Raw genomic sequence first — 17,156 nt, forward strand, 5'->3', positions numbered from 1 at the left:
ATGGAGAGCCCCCTCACCCGACTTCCACGCGCTTCGCGCGTTGCAGTCGACCTCTCCCCGCAAGCGGGGAGAGGTAAGGCACTCCCCCAAAACGAAAACGGCGCGGCATCCCCAGGGAATACCGCGCCGTCCTCAATTCTGGTCGGCTGCGGTCACCTCATGGGCGACCGCGCCGGGGGTCCGCTTAGACCGCGTCCTTCGCAGCCTTAACCGGGCGGGCGCGCACGATCTTGCGGGCCGGCTTGGCCTTGAAGGTCATTGCTTCGCCGGTGAAGGGATTGGTGCCCTTGCGTGCCTTGGTGGCGGGCTTCTTGATGACGACGAACTTGGCGAAGCCGGGAACGAGGAACACGCCGCTCTTCTTCAGCTCTTTATAGCCGAGGGTCGCCATGGTCTCGATAACGCCCTTGACGTCCTTCTTCGAGAGCTCAGTGGTCTCAGCGATTTTCTCGATGAGCTGCGACTTCGTCATTTGGTCTGCCATTTTGCACCTTTTGGTTTGCCGTGATTCGGTGAGACAGACACTATGAGGAATTACGGGAAAAAACCCGTGCTCAATGAAATTTTCACAGATTTTGCCGGGAAAAATGATGTTTTTTGACCATCAAACCCCGATTCGACTTGTACGGCAGGGTTTCAGGACCCTCGCAAGCGCAAAATACTTAGATTAAGGGGCCTACAGAGTCGCGGCAGGCGACAGAAACGCACTGCAAAAATCACCCCCAGATTCGCCCCCTCACCACATGGTCTGGCGCGCCCTTTCCGGCCATTGCCGATCGTATTCCGGACCGCCGACCCGGCGCTCGCTCATCTCCGCCAAGATCTCGCCGGGCGTCGGCAGGGTTTTCGGATCGACGCGTTTATCAGGGTTCCAGAGATCGGACCGCACGATGGCGCGGGCGCATTGGAAATAAATCTCCCCGACCGTCATCACGATCACCGTACGGGGCGCCTTCTCCTCCACGGCGAAGGACGCCAGCAGGTCCGGGTCCGTTGAGAGATGCGCCGTCCCGTTGATGCGGAGCGTGGTGCCGGCACCGGGGATCAGGAACAGCAGCGCGATCTTGGGATCGCGCACGATGTTGCGCAGAGAGTCAACGCGATTGTTGCCGCGGCGGTCCGGCATCATCAAGGTGCGCTCGTCATGGATCCGGACGAAGCCCGGTTTGTCGCCGCGTGGTGAGCAATCCAGCCCCTCCGGGCCGGTGGTCGCCAGAGCGGCGAAGGGCGAGACCTCGATCAGCCGGCGATATTGCGCCGTTACACAGTCCGCGACCTTGGCGGTGGATGCTTCGCCGATGTCATCGAAACGGCCGTAGATCTCTTCGAGCTGCTCGATGGTTTCGATCACCGACATGGCCGCACTGCCCTCCGCCGTATCTATTGACCCCTGATGACCCGTATCAGGTCATCCGCATGATCTTCCGCGACACCAATATTGTTGATCGTGACGTCGGCACCTGACGTCTCGACGCTGCGCTTGAGCCGATCGCCGATCGGCCCATCGGTTGAGCGTCCCCGCGCCGCAAGTCGCGCCGCAAGCACTTCCGGCGGCGCCGTGATCGACACTACGACGACATCTTCATAAGCGGCACGTAGCGCCGGGATAACCGTCCGCGAGATATTGGCAACGACATTGCGGCCGGCGCGAAGCGCATCATCGATCGAGCGCGGAAGCGCATAACAAAGACCATGCGCTTCCCAGTGGACGGCGAAGGCGCCGCTGGCCTGGGCCTGACGGAACGCCTCCGGCGTGACCTGCGCATTATTCTCGAATTCCGACGCCTCGCGCGTCACCACGCGGCGCGTGAACACCACATTGTCGTCATCCGCGCAGGCGGCCTGCGCCAGACCGATCAGCGTATCCTTGCCGGCACCCGACGGGCCGACCACCAGCACCAACCGGCCGGGGCCGATCCGACCTGCTTGCGCTTCGGATATCGCCGCGGTGTCGGTCATGCCACCCGATGTCCTTCGCGCCAGACATTGCGCACCACCGGTACCTCATGCGCCACATGGACGCGGATCACGTCGGCGCGCTTGCCGACCGCAATCTCGCCGCGGTCCATGAGCCCAACGGCTTCCGCGGGCCGCTTGGTCACGGTGCGGATCGCGCTCGCCAGATCTATCGAGGGTACCTTGCTCGAGAGCTGCAGGGCTCCCATCAGAAGGCTCGACGGCACATAGTCCGACGACAGAATATCCAGCATGCCTTCGCGGGCGAGATCGATCGCCGCGATATTGCCGGAATGCGAACCGTTGCGGACGACATTCGGCGCCCCCATCAGGATGCCGATGCCAGCCTTGTGCAGGCCTTGGGCCGCTTCCAGCGTCGTCGGGAATTCGGCCACCGAGACCTTGTCTCCAACGGCTTCGGTCACGTTGTCTTCCGTAGTGTCGTCGTGGCTCGCCAGCGGAATATTGCGCCCGTGAGCCAGCGCCACGATCGCCCGCATATTGCCTGCCGCATATTGCTGCTGGCAAGCCAGGCGTTGCGCGAACATCACATCGAGCTCGGCATCGGACTTGCCGCCCTTGCCGCGATAATAGGTGCGCAGCTTCTCCTCATCGCGGAACTGGCGCTGGCCAGGCGTATGATCCATCAGTGACATCAGCCGAACGTTCGGCTTCGCCAAGAGTGCCTTCGCTTCCTCGACCACGGTCGGCATCGGAATCTCGCAGCGCAGATGCAGGAAGTGATCGACCCGCAGGAGACTGGCTTCGCCGGCAGAGGCAATCGAATCCACCAGCAGGCCGGCGTAGCTGTCGATGCCCTGGCTTGAGTCCTCGCAGCCGACCCGCACCGAGTCGAGCACCGTGGTGATGCCGGACGTGGCAAGTTGACCGTCATAGGAGACGACGGCAGCGATGGGATCCCAGAACACCTTTGGCCGCGGCATGAAATGGGCTTCGAGATGATCGGTGTGCAATTCGATCAGGCCGGGCATAATCAGATCGCCGCGCGCATCGTCGCTACCGCGTGGCGCATCACCCTCGCCGAATTCGGCGATGCGTCCACCAGCGAAGGCGATCCAGCCCTTGTCGATGACGCGGTCGGCAAGAACGATCCTGGCGTTGCCGATGACGGTTTCGGTCGATGATGCGGTCATGGTTCTCTTTCTCAGGCAGCAGCGGCGAAGGATGCGACGTCCACCAGCCGGCCGGCGATCAAGTGCCGCACTTCGTCGTCATGCACAATGGCAACCATGGCGACGCCGGCACGTTTTTTCTCGGCGACCAGTTCAACGACCACGGCTCGGTTGGCGGCATCGAGCGACGCAGTCGGTTCATCCAGCAGCAGGATCGGCAGATCGGAGATAAAACCGCGCGCGATATTCACGCGTTGTTGCTCGCCGCCGGAGAAGGTCGAGGGCGGCAGCTTCCACAGCCGCTCGGGAATGTTGAGGCGCTTAAGCAACGCACCGGCACGCGCATGGGCCTCCTCGCGCGTTACGCCAGCAGCGAGCAGCGGCTCGGCCACGACATCGATCGCAGCCACACGCGGCACCGCGCGTAGGAACTGGCTGACATAGCCGATGGTGTCACGGCGCACACCCAGGATCTCGCGCGGCTCGGCGGTGGCGATATCGATGACATCACCGTTGTGGCGTACGCCGATGGTGCCGCCGTCGCAGCGATAATTGCCGAAGATCATCTTCAGGATCGACGATTTGCCGGCCCCCGACGGGCCCGACAGCACGACGCATTCGCCGGGTGCCACATGGAACGAGACGTTGCGCACCACCGGCAGGCGGATGCCGTCCTGCAAATGCATCACGAAGGTCTTTTCGGCGTTGCGGATATCGATCATCGGAATCATGTGGACCTCACGCCGGCAGGATTGAGGAAACGAGCAGTTGCGTATAGGGCTCTCTGGGATCGTCAAGCACCTGATCGGTGAGCCCCGTCTCGATCACGCGACCGCCCTGCATCACCATCACGCGATGCGACAGCAACCGCGCCACCGCGAGATCGTGCGTCACAACGATCGCGCTAAGGCCAAGCTCGCTGACCAGCGTACGCATCATGTCCAGCAAACGGGCCTGCACCGACACGTCGAGACCGCCGGTCGGTTCGTCCATGAAGACGAGACGCGGTTCAGTGACGAGATTGCGCGCGATCTGCAACCGCTGCCGCATGCCGCCCGAATAGGTCCGCGGCGCATCGTCGATCCGCTCAGCCGAAATTTCCACACGCTCGAGCCACGAGGTCGCCGTGTCACGAATTTTGCCGTAGTGATTCTGGCCCACAGCCATCAGCCGCTCACCGACATTGGCGCCGGCGGAGACGGCCATGCGCAGCCCCATCGCCGGGTCCTGATGCACAAAGCCCCAGTCGGTGCGAAACAGGAAGCGCCGCTCGGCTTCGCCCATCGCCGCGAGATCGCGGGTCACGCCGTCGCGCATCCGGTAGGAGACGCTGCCGGTGGTCGGCGCCAGTTGGGCGGAGAGCATCTGCAGCAGTGTCGATTTGCCGGACCCGGACTCGCCGACAATGGCCAGCACCTCGCCGGAATAGAGTTCGAAGGACACGTCGCGGCATGCCGCAAGACGGCCATAAGATTTTCCCAGGTTTGCCGCAACGAGCAACGGCTCGTCACTCGCAGTCGCGCGCGCCCCCGGTGCAGTTGAATTCGCTGTCACATCAAGCATTTGCGCTCTCCGCATAGGGCGCAGCATTCTCGCTGCCGCGATACCCCTGTGATTGCCGCGTTTCGCAATAATCGGTGTCGGAGCAGACGAACATCCGGCTGCCCTTGTTGTCGGTGACGATCTCGTCGAGATAGCTATCCTCGGCGTTGCACAGTGCACAGCAGGCCTTGTGCTTGTAGGGCTCGAATGGATGATCCTCGAAATCCAGCGACACCACCGATGTGTAAGGCGGGATCGCATAGATCCGCTTCTCGCGGCCGGCACCGAACAGTTGCAGCGCCGCGCAATTATCCATCTTCGGATTGTCGAATTTCGGTGTCGGTGACGGATCCATCACGTAACGCGCATTGACCTTCACCGGATAGGCATAGGACGTGGCGATATGGCCGAAGCGCGCGATGTCTTCATACAGCTTTACATGCATCAAGCCGTATTCGGCGAGCGCATGCATACGCCGCGTCTCTGTCTCGCGTGGCTCGAGGAAGCGCAGCGGCTCCGGGATCGGCACCTGATAGACCAGCACCTGATGGGCCTGCAGCGTCGCTTCGGGAATGCGATGCCGTGTCTGGATCACCGTCGCATCGCCCGTGCTCGTGGTCACCGCAACGCCGGCAGTTTTCTCGAAGAATTTACGGATCGAGATCGCGTTGGTGGTGTCGTCAGAGCCCTGGTCGATCACCTTGAGCTTGTCGACGGGGCCGAGAATCGCCGCCGTGACCTGCACGCCGCCGGTGCCCCAGCCATAGGGCATCGGCATTTCCCTGCTGGCGAACGGCACCTGATAGCCGGGGATCGCGATCGCCTTGAGAATGGCGCGGCGGATCATCCGCTTGGTCTGCTCGTCCAGATAAGCGAAGTTATATGTCGGCGCGTTCATTCCGCGGCCTCCTGAAGAGCAACTGGCGTCTCGTTGGCATCGGCGAATTCCTTGCGCAGCTTGCGGAGCAGGCCGAGCTCGGACTGGAAGTCGACATAATGCGGCAGCTTCAGATGCTCGACGAAGCCGGTCGCCTGCACATTGTCGGAATGCGACATGACGAATTCCTCGTCCTGCGCCGGCGCCTTGATGTCCTCGCCGAGTTCGCGTGCACGCAGCGTGCGATCGACCAGCGCCATCGACATCACCTTGCGCTCAGACTGGCCGAAGGCGAGACCGTAACCGCGGGTAAAGCAAGGCGCCTCGGTATCCGAGCCCTTGAACTGATTGACCATCTGGCACTCGGTCAGCGTGATCGAGCCAAGCGGCACGGCAAAGCCGACATCCTCGGCCATGAATTCGACCTCGACTTCACCGAGGCGAATCTCGCCGGCGAAAGGATGGTTACGGCCATAGCCGCGCTGCGATGAATAGCCGAGCGACAGAAGAAACCCTTCATCGGCCCGCGCAAGATTCTGAAGGCGCAGATCGCGGTCTGCCGGGAAGCTCAGCGCATCGCGGGTGAGATCGCCGACCGGCTTCTCGGGATCTTCGATGGGCGACGTTTCAATCAGGCCGTCGCGGCCAAGAATATCGGTGACGCGCGGCATCACGCCCGGCTCTGCATCGGTCATGGCCGGCTGCTCGGGCGAGGATTCGCCGGTCAGCACCGGATCGAGCAGACGATGCGTATAGTCGAAGGTCGGGCCGAGCACCTGGCCGCCCGGCATGTCCTTGAAGGTCGAGGAGACGCGGCGACGCACCTGCATCTGCGACGTATCGACGGGTTCACTCGAACCGAACCGCGGCAGCGTCGCGCGGAAGGCGCGCAGCAGAAAGATCGCCTCGATCATGTCGCCGCGTGCCTGCTTGATGGCCAGCGCCGCGAGCTCGCGGTCATAGAGCGAGCCTTCGGTCATCACGCGATCGACGGCGAGGCCGAGCTGATTGGAGATCTGCGCCAGCGATATTTCCGGCACGTCGCGATCGCCGCGGCGTTCATGAGCGAGCAGACGATGCGCATTCTCGATGGCGCGTTCGCCACCCTTGACGGCGACATACATGCTCAGCCCTCCTTCGCGACAAGGCGCGTGGTGCGCGGCAGCGCGACGATGGATTCGCCGGAGACCAGCACGAGATCGATGCCGCGGGGAAACAGCGAGGCATTCAGCGCAAGACGATCCAGCAGATTCGGCACGCCGATCGCGGCGCGCAGGATGGTGGCGCCGTCGATCCCGGGACCGCGCAATTCATAGGTCGGGCCTTCAGTCAGGCTCGCCACCTGCAGAATGATCGTGGTGGAGCGATCCGGATATTCGCCGGTGCCGAAGGCGAAGTGCTCGAAGGACGGTAGCGCAGCGGGATCGGCCACCACGGCAAAGGCGCACACCGCCGGATCGGCAATCACAGGCGCGCTGGTATGAAACTTGATCCACTTGGCGACATCCATGGTCGCCGCCAGCTTGGCATCGAGCCACACCGGCGTGTCCTGATCGAACAGCGTCAGCGCGATGGCCGCCGCGCCGCGCATCATTGGCGCAGGTACGCCCGAAACAGCCTGAATGCGCTGCACGGTACCCGGACGCGCCATCGCATCCATCACCGAACGGAAGGTCGATTGCGCTGCAAGCACCTTGTCCGCGAAACCGGCCGGCATTTCCGCAACTGTCGTCATGATCAGCCCTCCCCGCGCACGAGCGTGTAGAAATCGACTTTGGTTGCCGCCGTCTCTGCGGCCTTGCGCTTGCTATCGGCGACGACGCGCGCGCGCAGCGGCGTGAGCACCTTGGTCTCGACAGCATCTGAAAATTCACAGGTCTGGATGAGTGCATCGCAGAGCGCGATCAGCTGCGCCTTCGCGCCGTCACGACCGAGTGTGTAACCGAAGCCAACCTCGCCGCTGGCAAGCCGTACAGCGGCACGCGACACCGTCGCTTCGCCGAGATTGAATGGCGCGCCATCGCCGCCGATCCGGCCGCGCAGCATCACCAGGCCGTTTTCCGGCTGACGCAGTTGTTCATGGGCGGGAACAGCCACTGCATCGAGATATCCGGCGATATCCGCCGTGGCGCAGTGCCCAAGCACCCCCATCGCCTCACGGCGCCGGGCCTGCTGGTGGTTCAGGGAGGATGAAGTCATGTCACCGTCGCTCAACAAGTTGTATGATTTACTAGACAACTTTATAGGCGGAGGCAATGACCGTTTCGTGACAGCGGCACGATTTTTCGCTAATGCGTGGTCGACATCATTCCGGGACCGATTTTGTGACCATTCAGGACAAGCCAACAGGCGTGGCACTTTGGCGGCATGTGGCCGACGGCATCGAGCGCGGCATTGCAGATGGCCGCTATGGTGCGGGCGAAAAGCTGCCCGGCGAGACTGAACTGGCTGACATCTACCGCGTCAATCGCCACACCGTGCGCCGCGCCCTCGCGACCCTGGCCGAACGCGGCCTGGTGCGCGCCGAGCGCGGGAGCGGCACCTATGTGGAATCGCCAAAGCTTGCATATCCCCTGCGATCACGCACGCGCTTCTCGGAAATTGCCGGTGCCGGCGGGCGCGAGCCGCAAGCGCAATTGATCGGAGCCTGGGACGATGTGGCAACACGCGATCTCGCAAGGCAGCTTGGCCTCAAAGCCGGCGCTCCGCTGATCCGCATCGAGGCGCTGCGCCTCGCTGACAAGACGCCGATCTGCGTCGGCACCAACTGGCTATCCGCCGAACGCTTTCCCGATTTCGGCAAGGTCTATGAGCGCGTGCGCTCGATGACCAAGGCCCTGGCGCATTACGGCATCAAGGACTATCGCCGCGCCTCGACGAAGGTCACCGCAGGGATCATCGATGCGACCGATGCGACACGGCTTGGCGTTGCACTCGGGCGTCCGATCTTGATTGTCGATTCCATCGATGTGGATGCCGACGGCACGCCGCTGAGCGCCACGCATTCGCGCTTCGTCGCCGAGCGCGTCGAATTCGTGGTCGATAGCGGCTCGCTTTAGTTAGAACGGGTCGGTGCCGAGACCCGGCACATCGGCCGGACGCGGCCCCGGCGCCGGCCACAGGAAACGGCGATCCTTCTCGGCAATGGCCACATCGTTGATGCTCGCCTCGCGGCGGCGCATCAGGCCGGCCTCGTCAAACTCCCATTGCTCATTGCCATAGGAGCGATGCCAGTTGCCGGCGTCGTTATGCCATTCATATTGAAAGCGCACGGCAATGTGATTGCCGTCGAACGCCCACAAATCCTTGATCAGCCGATATTCGTGCTCCTTTGCCCATTTACGGGTGAGGAATTCGACGATCGCCGGGCGCCCCTGAAAGAACTCGCCACGATTGCGCCAGGTCGAGTCCTCGGTATAGGCGAGCGACACTTTCACCGGATCGCGTGAATTCCAGGCGTCCTCGGCCATGCGGGCCTTCTGGGCGGCGGTCTCTCGGGTGAAGGGCGGAAACGGTGGACGCGACATGGGACCCTCGGCTTTGCGATGTTGCAGGCATTGTAGCCCTGCCGCATGCGGAGTCGATGCCGTTTCACCTATGGGGCGATTGCTAAATCTGATCGGCCTTCATGGCGATCCGCAGCGCTTTCGGAATCGGCTTGGCGCGGCCGCCGGACACAAAGGCCACCTTGACCTTGGCCTCAAGCAGCAACTCATCGCCGCGGCGCACTTCCTGCCCGAGCAGGATCGAAGCGCCCCTCACCTCTTGTGGAACCGTGACGACGTCAAGCAGATCGTCCAGGACTGCCGGTTTTAGAAAATCAATTTTCATCGAACGAACAACGAAGGCAAAGCCGGGCGCATCCTCTCGCGCTTCTTTCAGAAGCTCTTGTTGACTCGTTCCGAGCAAACGCAAGTAATTCGTTCTGCCGCGTTCCATGAAACGCAAAAAATTCGCGTGATAAACAATCTGGCCGGCGTCAGTATCTTCGAAATAAACGCGGACCGGCATATGATGACGACCGTCGCGAATTTCGCCATCAAGAGAGGCTGTCACAGGGAGATTCCTCTTATCACACTCCGGGGAGTAATCGTCTCGCACAGAGGCACCTTCCCCAGCAAGTGCCAATCGCTTTGGGCTTGAACCTTGCTTGGGATGCACCTGGAATCTTGGTCGCGGGAACGCGCATCTCTTTGTCGAATGACAATCAGCCGGCGTTGGTCAGTGTCCGGCCGATTCCCGGCTCATTTTCTCCAAAAGACCGCGCATCGCGTCGATCTGCGTGCCGAAGCCTGCCCAATCCCCAGACCTCAACAGCTTCATTGCCTCGTTATAGCGATCAAGCGCCTCCTGCGCCCTGTTTTCCGCAGGGCTCGCACGTGGCATTTCCGTCGCAGCACTCAGCGATGTCGGCGACGCGTTAGTTTCGATGAAGAGCGCGGACAAGGCCTCGGCAAGCGTGTCTTTCATGACGACATGCTCGCCGTAGGCGGCGATCACGCGCTTGAGCTCCGGCAAGTGTCCGTGGACCGCGCGCAGGTACAGCGGCGACACGTACAGGATCGAATTCTCGATCGGGATCACCAGAAGGTTTCCGCGGATGACCCGTGAACCCATCTGGTTCCACAACGATATTTGCTGGGAGATCTCCGTGTTCTGATGAATGCGCGCCTCGATCTGGAACGGTCCGTAGACGAGCTTCTCCTTGGGAAATTCGTAGACGATCAATTTTCCATAGTCAGGAGCGTCGCAGCGCGCTGCCAGCCATGCGATCATATTGTCGCGTCGGCTTGGCACCATGGGGATCATGATAAAGAACTCGGCCTGGGTTTCTCCGGGCAGCCGCATCACAATGTAGTAAGGGACCATCGGCGCGACGCCGTCGCCGGCCGGCTGGCGCGGAAACTGCCAAAGATCCTCCCGGTTATAGAAAACGTCGGCAGATGCCATGTGATAGGTCTGGTAAAGCTGCGCCTGAATCAGGAAGAGGTCCTCGGGATAGCGAATGTGCTTTTGCAGATCGGACGGCATCGCCGCAAACGGCTTGAATAGCCCCGGAAAGATTCGCTGGTAGGTGGCCGCGATCGGGTCCGCCTGGTCCATCAGATAAAAGTCGACACTGCCGTTATAGGCGTCGATGACGGCCTTCACGGAATTGCGGATGTAGTTCAGATTGCGGCCGGGCGCAGGCTGCGCAGAGGGAAAATAGTTACTGGTTGTATAGGCATCCTGGATCCAGAACATCCGCCCCTCGCTGATGACCAGATAGGGATCGTGGTCGAGGCTGAGGAACGGGGCGATCGTGCGTAGCCGTTCCCCGATATTGCGCCGGATCATGATCCGGCTGTCGTCGGTGATGTAGCTGGAGAGCAGCAGGTTCATGTCGTTGAAGTGGTGAGCGAAGATGATTTTTCGCACCATACCCGTCAGCGGTACGCCACCGGCACCGTCGTAGACCGTGTATGCGTTTTCACTCCCCTTCGGATAGTCGAATTCCGGCGTGGTCGTCCGGACGACAACGTAGTTGCTCTCCTCTTGTCCATAATAAATGCGCGGTTCGCGGATCTCGGGACCGCCGTCCGCAACGGGAGGAATATCCCGCAGGTAAAGCAGCGGAAGCCCTTCAGCGCTCTTGTGCATTACCGGGCTCATCACCGCTCCATTGCCGTGGGTGAACAGCAGGTGGAGGTTGACCCACGTCTGGGCGTTCGGCGGAAGCAGTGAGGATCTGAGCTCGCGTGCCGATAGCATCACGCTCTGATAGGTGCCGCGAAGCCAGTAGCGGTCGACATCCAGGTCACTTAATTTGTAGTAGGTGCGTATCTCCTGCAGCTGGGCGTAGGTATCCGCCAGCGGCTGCCCGTCCCACAATCTGATGTTCTCGATGGTCGCCTTGTTGGCTTCGAGTGTCGCGAAGGTAAGGTCCTGTTCGGCAGGAAAGGGCTTGGCGGCGATCTTGTCGAGATTATAGGCTTCCCTGGTCAGACGGATGCTGCGTTCGATGTAGGGCCGCTCCAGTTCCAGTTCGTTCGGTTTCACGTAGAACCGCTGAAACAGCATCGGGATCACGCCGGACAGCAGGAAAGCGCCCCCGAAGACGAGCAACATCGCGGCAGTGGGGAGCCAGTAGGTACGCGCCCACAGGTTCGCCCACGCGGCGCATGCCGCGACGATCGAAAGCCCGATCAGCAACCAGAGAACGGGTAGCTGAACGTGGACATCGGTGTAGCTCGCGCCAACCACTACGCCATTGTCTCCGTAGAGCAGCAAATAACGGTCGAGTCCGTAGGACCATGCCTTCACCGCAAAGAGCAAGCCGAGCAGCGCCGAGCCGTGAGCAACCGCTGTCGGTGATATCGACCACCGCTGGACCTGGTATTCGATCTGACCATGCAGCCAATAGATCACTGCGGCGAGAAGTGCGCTCATGAACAGCGTTAGCAATGCCCAATTCTTGATGGCGATATAGGCGGGCAGAGAGAACAGATAGAATCCAATATCTTTGTCATACAGCGGATCATTCGCGCCATATGGCACCTGATAGAGGAACTGCAGAATGATGCTCCAGTTGCCGACCTCCTCCCATGCAACAAGCAGAGCGAGGAATCCGGCGCCGCCAGCGATGGCAAGGCGCCATGGCAACCGATCGCGCATGAATTCGAACGGATCGGGCGGCACCGCAGTGGCCGCGAGCTTCCAGTCGAAGTCGACGGGAAGCCCGCCTCGCCGCCGTCGAACAAGAAAAAGTGCCAGCCTGGCGTTCGCCCACGCAATGACGGCAGTTGCCGCGAAGACGACGGAAAAGACGGCGGCTTTCGCGCCGATCGATGTCCAGAAGACCTGCGAATAGCCGACCGCGGAGAACCACATCCAGTCGACTAGGAAGTCGCCGACAATCGCGAGAAGGATCAGGCAAATTCCGGAGAAGATGGCAGTCACAATCACCCCGACCACGGCGTTTCGCCCTGGCGTCTTCCGTTCGGGCCCGGTAATCCCGATCGTCATGAACGGATCATAGCAGAACGGGAGAGGTGGCGGTGCCTGTCTTGAGCCCTCGCACCTGTTTTTTCTGCGTCGGCCTTCCTACATCAGAACTGAGGCGCGCATCGCCTTAGGTGCGCCCAATCGGGAGAGCGCTTGTCATGACCGATTTCGCCGGTCTTGAAGCCCGTTTTGGTGCAGGAAACTATGCACCATTACCGGTCACGATCGTCCGCGGGGCTGGAGTCTACGTGTGGGACGAGGCTGGCAGACGCTACATCGACATGATGGGAGCGTATTCGGCGGCAAGCTTCGGCCATTGCCATCCGCGCCTCGTCAAGGCGCTGACAGAACAGGCACAACGCCTGGATACGATTTCGCGCGCTTATTTCAGCGATCGGCTGGGGCCTTTCCTCGCGAAGGCTTGTGCACTTACCGGTATGGACGCCGCGTTGCCGATGAACAGCGGCGCGGAAGCCGTCGAGACGGCGCTCAAGGCGGCACGTAAATGGGCCTACAGGGTCAAGGGAGTGCCGACTGACCGGGCCGAAATCATCGTCGCGGAGGGAAATTTCCACGGCCGTACCATCTCGATCGTCGGCTTTTCTTCGCAAACCCAATATCGCGACGGCTTCGGGCCGTTCCCGCCCGGCTTCACGCGCGTGCCGTTCGGCGATGCGCCGGCGCTTGCCGCGGCCATTACCCCTGACACCGCGGCCTTTCTGGTCGAACCAATTCAAGGCGAAGGCGGGATCAATGTGCCGCCCCCTGGATATCTCGCTGAGGCCGCGCGCATTTGCAAGGCGAACAACGTGCTGCTGCTGTGCGACGAGATCCAGAGCGGTCTGGGACGCACCGGACGTCTGCTCGCGTGTCAGCATGAAGGAATAACACCCGACGGTCTGATGCTCGGCAAGGCGCTCGGTGGCGGGATGTTGCCGGTTTCGCTTTTCCTCGCCCGTCGCGAGGTCATGCAGGTTTTCACTCCGGGTGACCACGGCAGCACGTTCGGAGGCAACCCGATCGCATCAGCGGTTGGATTAGCCGCCCTCGACACACTGATCGACGAGCGATTGATTGAACGCGCCGCGACTGTCGGCGCGCATCTCCTCGATCGGCTCTCCGCGATCAAAAATCCGATCATTCGCGAGGTACGCGGTCGCGGTTTGTTTGCGGGGGTCGAGTTACACCGCAACATGGCTAGTGCCGGTACGGTGATCAGCCGCTTGCTTCAGGCGGGAGTGCTGACCAAAGATACTCACCGGAACACGATACGCTTTGCGCCCCCCTTGATTATCGACAAGTCACAGGTGGATTGGGCCGTAGACCGATTGACCGAAGTACTGGACGAGATCGCCGCATCGACGGTTCAGGCCTAGCCGCCGCCAATATGGGGCAAGGCTGCTATCTGAGAACTACCGAAGCCAAACGAAAAATTTGCCTGCATGCGATGCAGGCCGTCGGCGATGGCGCCGTCGAGATGGAAGGTCGTAGAACCGGTCATAACGAAAAGCCGTGAGCTGCGAGTGGCAGCACATGATCGCGCGTCAAGGGCGCCAGGACGATAGCCTCGGGCGCAGTTGGATTGATCCAAATCGCTTCGGCGATCTCGGCCTGGGGTGCGATCGCTCCATCCACCTTCACCGCATAAACACTGGCCTGCACCCGCCATCCCGGCTCATTCGCGGCGACGCTGTTGAATTGCCCAAGTGCTTGCGCGGAGCCCCGCACCATCCGGCAGCCGAGTTCCTCGCTGATCTCGCGCTCCAGCGCGGCCAGATCGTCCTCGCCAGCATCACGCTTGCCGCCCGGCTGCATGAAGGCCTCGGTGCCACGCTTGCGCACCACCAGCATGCGCCCTGCGTCATCGCGGATCAGCGCAGCGACGACGCCGATGATCTTGTCAGTCATTGCGAACTACTCCTCGTCGCCCGAACCGAACAATCCGATCTGGCTCTCATCCCGTTTCGGCTCACTCAGTCCGAGATGCTTGAACGCATGCGAGGTGAGCAGCCGGCCGCGCGGGGTGCGCTGCAAATAACCGCACTGGATCAGATAGGGCTCGATGATGTCCTCGATGGCATCACGCGGCTCGGACAGCGCGGCCGCCATGGTCTCGACACCAACGGGGCCACCAGCATAGTTCATGGCGATGGTGGTGAGATAGCGGCGATCCATCGCATCGAGACCCGCACTGTCAACTTCCAATGCGGACAGCGCGTGGTCGGCGATTTTGCGATCGATCGCTGACGCATCCGCAGCGGAGGCAAAGTCACGCACACGGCGCAACAGACGCCCGGCGATGCGCGGCGTGCCGCGGGCGCGGCGCGCAATCTCGTTAGAGCCTTCAGGGGTCATGCCGATGTCCAGCACGCGGGCACCGCGGGTGACGATCTTTTCGAGCTCGTCGATCGTGTAGAAATTCAGCCGCAGCGGAATGCCGAAACGATCGCGCAGCGGATTGGTCAGCAGACCCGCACGGGTGGTCGCGCCGACCAGCGTGAATTTCGACAATTCGATTTTCACCGAGCGTGCCGCAGGGCCTTCGCCGATGATGAGATCGAGCTGGAAATCCTCCATCGCGGGATAGAGCACTTCCTCTACTGCAGGGCTGAGACGGTGGATCTCGTCGATGAACAGCACATCGCGCTCTTCGAGATTGGTCAGCAATGCCGCGAGATCGCCGGCCTTGGCGATGACGGGACCGGATGTCGCGCGAAATCCGACGCCGAGTTCGCGCGCCACGATCTGCGCCAGCGTGGTCTTGCCGAGGCCGGGCGGCCCCACAAACAATGTGTGATCCAGCGCCTCACCGCGCTTGCGGGCGGCATCGATGAAGATCTGCAAATTCGCGCGCGCCTGTGCCTGGCCGACGAAATCGGCCAGCGACTGCGGGCGCAGCGTGGTGTCGCCGACATCGTCGGAGCGGCGCTCAGGTGTAACCATGCGATCGGGTGGCGTATTCATGATGCGACGTTACCACGGTGCAACGGCCGCGCGAACCACCAGCACAGGCTGGCTGGAATCACGGCAATGCCCGCGAGCAATGCGGACAGCGACAGCGCTTGCGTGAGCGATCGAACGCCGGGCAAAATCACTGCCGACGATTCCGAGGGCTGAACGAACATTCCAAAACCGATGAAGCCGGCAATGCCGACGGCCGCAGCGAGCCACGCCATCCAGATCGTGTTTTGCCCAGCATAGACGGCGGACAGCGCAAAGACGACGCCGGCACCGAGCGACGGCAGCAGCGCGGCCAATGCAGCAACGAATGCCAGCAACCACAGTGCAATCGAGACAAGCGATCTGAAACCATCGAGATCGGCGACAGAGAAGATCAATTGCAGGATCGAAGCACCCAGACCGACGACGAGCAACGATACGAGCGCAGCCACGGATAGCGAACCGACAATACCGAAGATCGCGACAATGCCGATCACACGGGCGATTCTGGCAAGGCTCACTTCGCCAATTCCTTCAGCCCGAGCTTGATGAGTTGCGCCGTTTCCGCACCCTCGCCTGCGCTGCGCGACGCGGCTGCGACGGCGGCCGCAGCCTGTGGCTGGCCATAGCCGAGATTGACCAGCGCGGAGATCGCATCCCTGACGGCGCCTGGTGCGCGGTTGTCGTCCATCGCACCGGCGAGTTGCGCGACCACCGGATCGACCGACGCAAAGGCCGGCGCCTTGTCCTTTAATTCGCTGACGATGCGCTCGGCCACTTTAGGGCCGACGCCCGGCGTGCGCGCCACGGCCGTCTTGTCGCGCAGCGCGATGGCATTGGCGAGGTCGGCCGGCGGCAGCGTGCTAAGCACGGCGAGCGCGACCTTGGCACCAACGCCCTGCACGGTCTGCAGCAGGCGAAACCATTCGCGCTCCATATCGCTGCGGAATCCGAACAGCTTGATCTGGTCTTCGCGGACATAGGTTTCGATGGCGAGCACCGCAGCTTCGCCCGCCTGCGGCAGTGCCTGCAGCGTGCGAGCGGAACAATGCACCTGATAGCCCACGCCCTGTACGTCGAGGATCACATAGTCCTCGCCATAGCTGTCGATCAGGCCTTTGAGCTTGCCGATCACGCGCCGACGACCTTGAGGCGCAGTGCCGTGCTCTGACGGTGATGCGCATGGGTGATGGCGATGGCCAGCGCGTCGGCCGCATCGGCGGATTTCGGCTCAGCCTTCGGCAGCAGGATCTTCAGCATCATCTGGATCTGGTTCTTGTCGGCGTGGCCGGCGCCGACCACGGTCTTCTTCACCTGATTGGGCGCGTATTCGGCGACGGCAATGCCAAACATCGCCGGCGTCATCATGGCGATACCGCGCGCCTGGCCGAGCTTCAGCGTCGCGACGCCATCCTTGTTGACGAAGGTCTGTTCGACCGCAGCTTCGGCCGGTTGGAAGTCGCCGAGGATCTTGGCGAGACCTTCATGAATGCCGAGCAGCCGGCTCGCCAGCGGAAGATTGTCCGGCGGTTCCACCGAACCGCAGCCGATATAGGTCAGCCGGTTGCCGTCGATCTCGATCACGCCCCAGCCGGTGCGGCGCAGGCCCGGATCGATGCCGATGATACGGACAGGAGGGCGAATCGGAGGGTTTGTCATCCCACAGGGATAACGCCGGACGGCAGGGAACGAAATAGAAACGCGAAGCCGTCCCAAAGGAAAGA

General features: G+C 61.8%; 20 protein-coding genes. 2 read left to right on the plus strand and 18 right to left on the minus strand.

What is annotated here, in order from left to right; genetic code table 11:
* Positions 1-184: 184 nt before the first annotated feature.
* From BLW80_RS03090 to phnG, 10 genes are all read right to left on the minus strand, one after another.
* On the minus strand, positions 185-484 hold the full coding sequence (locus BLW80_RS03090; protein ID WP_068735221.1) for an HU family DNA-binding protein: 300 nt from the start codon (positions 482-484) through the stop codon (positions 185-187).
* 252 nt (positions 485-736) lie between these two features.
* On the minus strand, positions 737-1,357 hold the full coding sequence (locus tag BLW80_RS03095; protein WP_093756773.1) for a pyridoxamine 5'-phosphate oxidase family protein: 621 nt from the start codon (positions 1,355-1,357) through the stop codon (positions 737-739).
* Positions 1,358-1,380: 23 nt separating this feature from the next.
* On the minus strand, positions 1,381-1,959 hold the full coding sequence (phnN, locus tag BLW80_RS03100; RefSeq protein ID WP_093756774.1) for a phosphonate metabolism protein/1,5-bisphosphokinase (PRPP-forming) PhnN: 579 nt from the start codon (positions 1,957-1,959) through the stop codon (positions 1,381-1,383).
* The gene (locus BLW80_RS03105) at positions 1,956-3,110 is read right to left on the minus strand and encodes an alpha-D-ribose 1-methylphosphonate 5-triphosphate diphosphatase (protein ID WP_093756775.1); all 1,155 of its coding nucleotides are present in this window, start codon (positions 3,108-3,110) and stop codon (positions 1,956-1,958) included. The genes phnN and BLW80_RS03105 overlap by 4 nt, the downstream gene beginning before the upstream one ends.
* A gap of 11 nt (positions 3,111-3,121) precedes the next feature.
* The gene (gene phnL / locus BLW80_RS03110; protein WP_093756776.1) at positions 3,122-3,820 is read right to left on the minus strand and encodes a phosphonate C-P lyase system protein PhnL; all 699 of its coding nucleotides are present in this window, start codon (positions 3,818-3,820) and stop codon (positions 3,122-3,124) included.
* Positions 3,821-3,827: 7 nt separating this feature from the next.
* Positions 3,828-4,652, minus strand: coding sequence for a phosphonate C-P lyase system protein PhnK (gene phnK / locus BLW80_RS03115; RefSeq protein ID WP_093756777.1), 825 nt, complete (start codon positions 4,650-4,652; stop codon positions 3,828-3,830).
* On the minus strand, positions 4,645-5,529 hold the full coding sequence (locus BLW80_RS03120) for an alpha-D-ribose 1-methylphosphonate 5-phosphate C-P-lyase PhnJ (RefSeq protein ID WP_093756778.1): 885 nt from the start codon (positions 5,527-5,529) through the stop codon (positions 4,645-4,647). The genes phnK and BLW80_RS03120 overlap by 8 nt, the downstream gene beginning before the upstream one ends.
* Positions 5,526-6,632: a carbon-phosphorus lyase complex subunit gene (locus BLW80_RS03125; protein WP_093756779.1), complete on the minus strand. Its 1,107-nt coding sequence runs from the start codon at positions 6,630-6,632 to the stop codon at positions 5,526-5,528. The genes BLW80_RS03120 and BLW80_RS03125 overlap by 4 nt, the downstream gene beginning before the upstream one ends.
* A gap of 2 nt (positions 6,633-6,634) precedes the next feature.
* Complete coding sequence (phnH, locus tag BLW80_RS03130) at positions 6,635-7,243, minus strand: phosphonate C-P lyase system protein PhnH (protein WP_093756780.1); 609 nt, start codon at positions 7,241-7,243, stop codon at positions 6,635-6,637.
* 2 nt (positions 7,244-7,245) lie between these two features.
* A complete protein-coding gene (gene phnG, locus BLW80_RS03135; protein ID WP_093756781.1) occupies positions 7,246-7,707 on the minus strand; it encodes a phosphonate C-P lyase system protein PhnG in 462 nt (153 codons plus the stop codon).
* A gap of 125 nt (positions 7,708-7,832) precedes the next feature.
* On the opposite strand from phnG, the gene phnF reads away from it, so the two are divergent.
* Positions 7,833-8,567: a phosphonate metabolism transcriptional regulator PhnF gene (gene phnF, locus BLW80_RS03140; protein WP_068735417.1), complete on the plus strand. Its 735-nt coding sequence runs from the start codon at positions 7,833-7,835 to the stop codon at positions 8,565-8,567.
* Here phnF and BLW80_RS03145 read toward each other — a convergent pair whose 3' ends face one another.
* The 3 genes from BLW80_RS03145 to BLW80_RS03155 all read right to left on the minus strand — a co-directional run bounded on the left by BLW80_RS03145 (position 8,568) and on the right by BLW80_RS03155 (position 12,513).
* Positions 8,568-9,035 carry a nuclear transport factor 2 family protein gene (locus BLW80_RS03145; protein WP_093756782.1) on the minus strand — a complete coding sequence of 156 codons (468 nt, stop codon included), beginning with the start codon at positions 9,033-9,035 and terminating at the stop codon, positions 8,568-8,570.
* An 82-nt stretch (positions 9,036-9,117) separates the two neighbouring features.
* Complete coding sequence (gene ybgC / locus BLW80_RS03150; protein ID WP_093756783.1) at positions 9,118-9,564, minus strand: tol-pal system-associated acyl-CoA thioesterase; 447 nt, start codon at positions 9,562-9,564, stop codon at positions 9,118-9,120.
* Positions 9,565-9,729: 165 nt separating this feature from the next.
* A complete protein-coding gene (locus BLW80_RS03155; RefSeq protein WP_093756784.1) occupies positions 9,730-12,513 on the minus strand; it encodes a UPF0182 family membrane protein in 2,784 nt (927 codons plus the stop codon).
* Positions 12,514-12,650: 137 nt separating this feature from the next.
* On the opposite strand from BLW80_RS03155, the gene rocD reads away from it, so the two are divergent.
* On the plus strand, positions 12,651-13,868 hold the full coding sequence (rocD, locus tag BLW80_RS03160; protein WP_093756785.1) for an ornithine--oxo-acid transaminase: 1,218 nt from the start codon (positions 12,651-12,653) through the stop codon (positions 13,866-13,868).
* A gap of 121 nt (positions 13,869-13,989) precedes the next feature.
* Here rocD and BLW80_RS03165 read toward each other — a convergent pair whose 3' ends face one another.
* Genes BLW80_RS03165 through ruvC form a run of 5 tightly spaced genes read right to left on the minus strand, consistent with a single transcriptional unit; the run spans position 13,990 to position 17,091 of the window.
* Positions 13,990-14,400, minus strand: coding sequence for an NUDIX hydrolase (locus BLW80_RS03165; protein ID WP_093756786.1), 411 nt, complete (start codon positions 14,398-14,400; stop codon positions 13,990-13,992).
* A gap of 6 nt (positions 14,401-14,406) precedes the next feature.
* Positions 14,407-15,456, minus strand: a complete 1,050-nt coding sequence (gene ruvB, locus BLW80_RS03170) for a Holliday junction branch migration DNA helicase RuvB (RefSeq protein WP_093756787.1) — start codon at positions 15,454-15,456, stop codon at positions 14,407-14,409.
* Positions 15,453-15,953, minus strand: coding sequence for a hypothetical protein (locus tag BLW80_RS03175; RefSeq protein WP_244527924.1), 501 nt, complete (start codon positions 15,951-15,953; stop codon positions 15,453-15,455). The genes ruvB and BLW80_RS03175 overlap by 4 nt, the downstream gene beginning before the upstream one ends.
* On the minus strand, positions 15,950-16,567 hold the full coding sequence (gene ruvA / locus BLW80_RS03180; protein ID WP_089265378.1) for a Holliday junction branch migration protein RuvA: 618 nt from the start codon (positions 16,565-16,567) through the stop codon (positions 15,950-15,952). The genes BLW80_RS03175 and ruvA overlap by 4 nt, the downstream gene beginning before the upstream one ends.
* Positions 16,564-17,091, minus strand: coding sequence for a crossover junction endodeoxyribonuclease RuvC (gene ruvC / locus BLW80_RS03185; RefSeq protein ID WP_093756789.1), 528 nt, complete (start codon positions 17,089-17,091; stop codon positions 16,564-16,566). The genes ruvA and ruvC overlap by 4 nt, the downstream gene beginning before the upstream one ends.
* Positions 17,092-17,156 lie beyond the last annotated feature (65 nt).

Source organism: Tardiphaga sp. OK245 (genome assembly GCF_900108575.1).
Classification (GTDB): Bacteria; Pseudomonadota; Alphaproteobacteria; order Rhizobiales; family Xanthobacteraceae; genus Tardiphaga; species Tardiphaga robiniae.

Excerpts from the sequence above, each read along its gene's own strand:
- BLW80_RS03090 (WP_068735221.1), bottom strand. The coding sequence starts at position 484 with ATGGCAGACCAAATGACGAAGTCGCAGCTCATCGAGAAAATCGCTGAG.
- BLW80_RS03095 (WP_093756773.1), bottom strand. The coding sequence starts at position 1,357 with ATGTCGGTGATCGAAACCATCGAGCAGCTCGAAGAGATCTACGGCCGT.
- phnN (WP_093756774.1), bottom strand. The coding sequence starts at position 1,959 with ATGACCGACACCGCGGCGATATCCGAAGCGCAAGCAGGTCGGATCGGC.
- BLW80_RS03105 (WP_093756775.1), bottom strand. The coding sequence starts at position 3,110 with ATGACCGCATCATCGACCGAAACCGTCATCGGCAACGCCAGGATCGTT.
- phnL (WP_093756776.1), bottom strand. The coding sequence starts at position 3,820 with ATGATTCCGATGATCGATATCCGCAACGCCGAAAAGACCTTCGTGATG.
- phnK (WP_093756777.1), bottom strand. The coding sequence starts at position 4,652 with ATGCTTGATGTGACAGCGAATTCAACTGCACCGGGGGCGCGCGCGACT.
- BLW80_RS03120 (WP_093756778.1), bottom strand. The coding sequence starts at position 5,529 with ATGAACGCGCCGACATATAACTTCGCTTATCTGGACGAGCAGACCAAG.
- BLW80_RS03125 (WP_093756779.1), bottom strand. The coding sequence starts at position 6,632 with ATGTATGTCGCCGTCAAGGGTGGCGAACGCGCCATCGAGAATGCGCAT.
- phnH (WP_093756780.1), bottom strand. The coding sequence starts at position 7,243 with ATGACGACAGTTGCGGAAATGCCGGCCGGTTTCGCGGACAAGGTGCTT.
- phnG (WP_093756781.1), bottom strand. The coding sequence starts at position 7,707 with ATGACTTCATCCTCCCTGAACCACCAGCAGGCCCGGCGCCGTGAGGCG.
- BLW80_RS03145 (WP_093756782.1), bottom strand. The coding sequence starts at position 9,035 with ATGTCGCGTCCACCGTTTCCGCCCTTCACCCGAGAGACCGCCGCCCAG.
- BLW80_RS03155 (WP_093756784.1), bottom strand. The coding sequence starts at position 12,513 with ATGACGATCGGGATTACCGGGCCCGAACGGAAGACGCCAGGGCGAAAC.
- rocD (WP_093756785.1), top strand. The coding sequence starts at position 12,651 with ATGACCGATTTCGCCGGTCTTGAAGCCCGTTTTGGTGCAGGAAACTAT.
- BLW80_RS03165 (WP_093756786.1), bottom strand. The coding sequence starts at position 14,400 with ATGACTGACAAGATCATCGGCGTCGTCGCTGCGCTGATCCGCGATGAC.
- ruvB (WP_093756787.1), bottom strand. The coding sequence starts at position 15,456 with ATGAATACGCCACCCGATCGCATGGTTACACCTGAGCGCCGCTCCGAC.
- ruvC (WP_093756789.1), bottom strand. The coding sequence starts at position 17,091 with ATGACAAACCCTCCGATTCGCCCTCCTGTCCGTATCATCGGCATCGAT.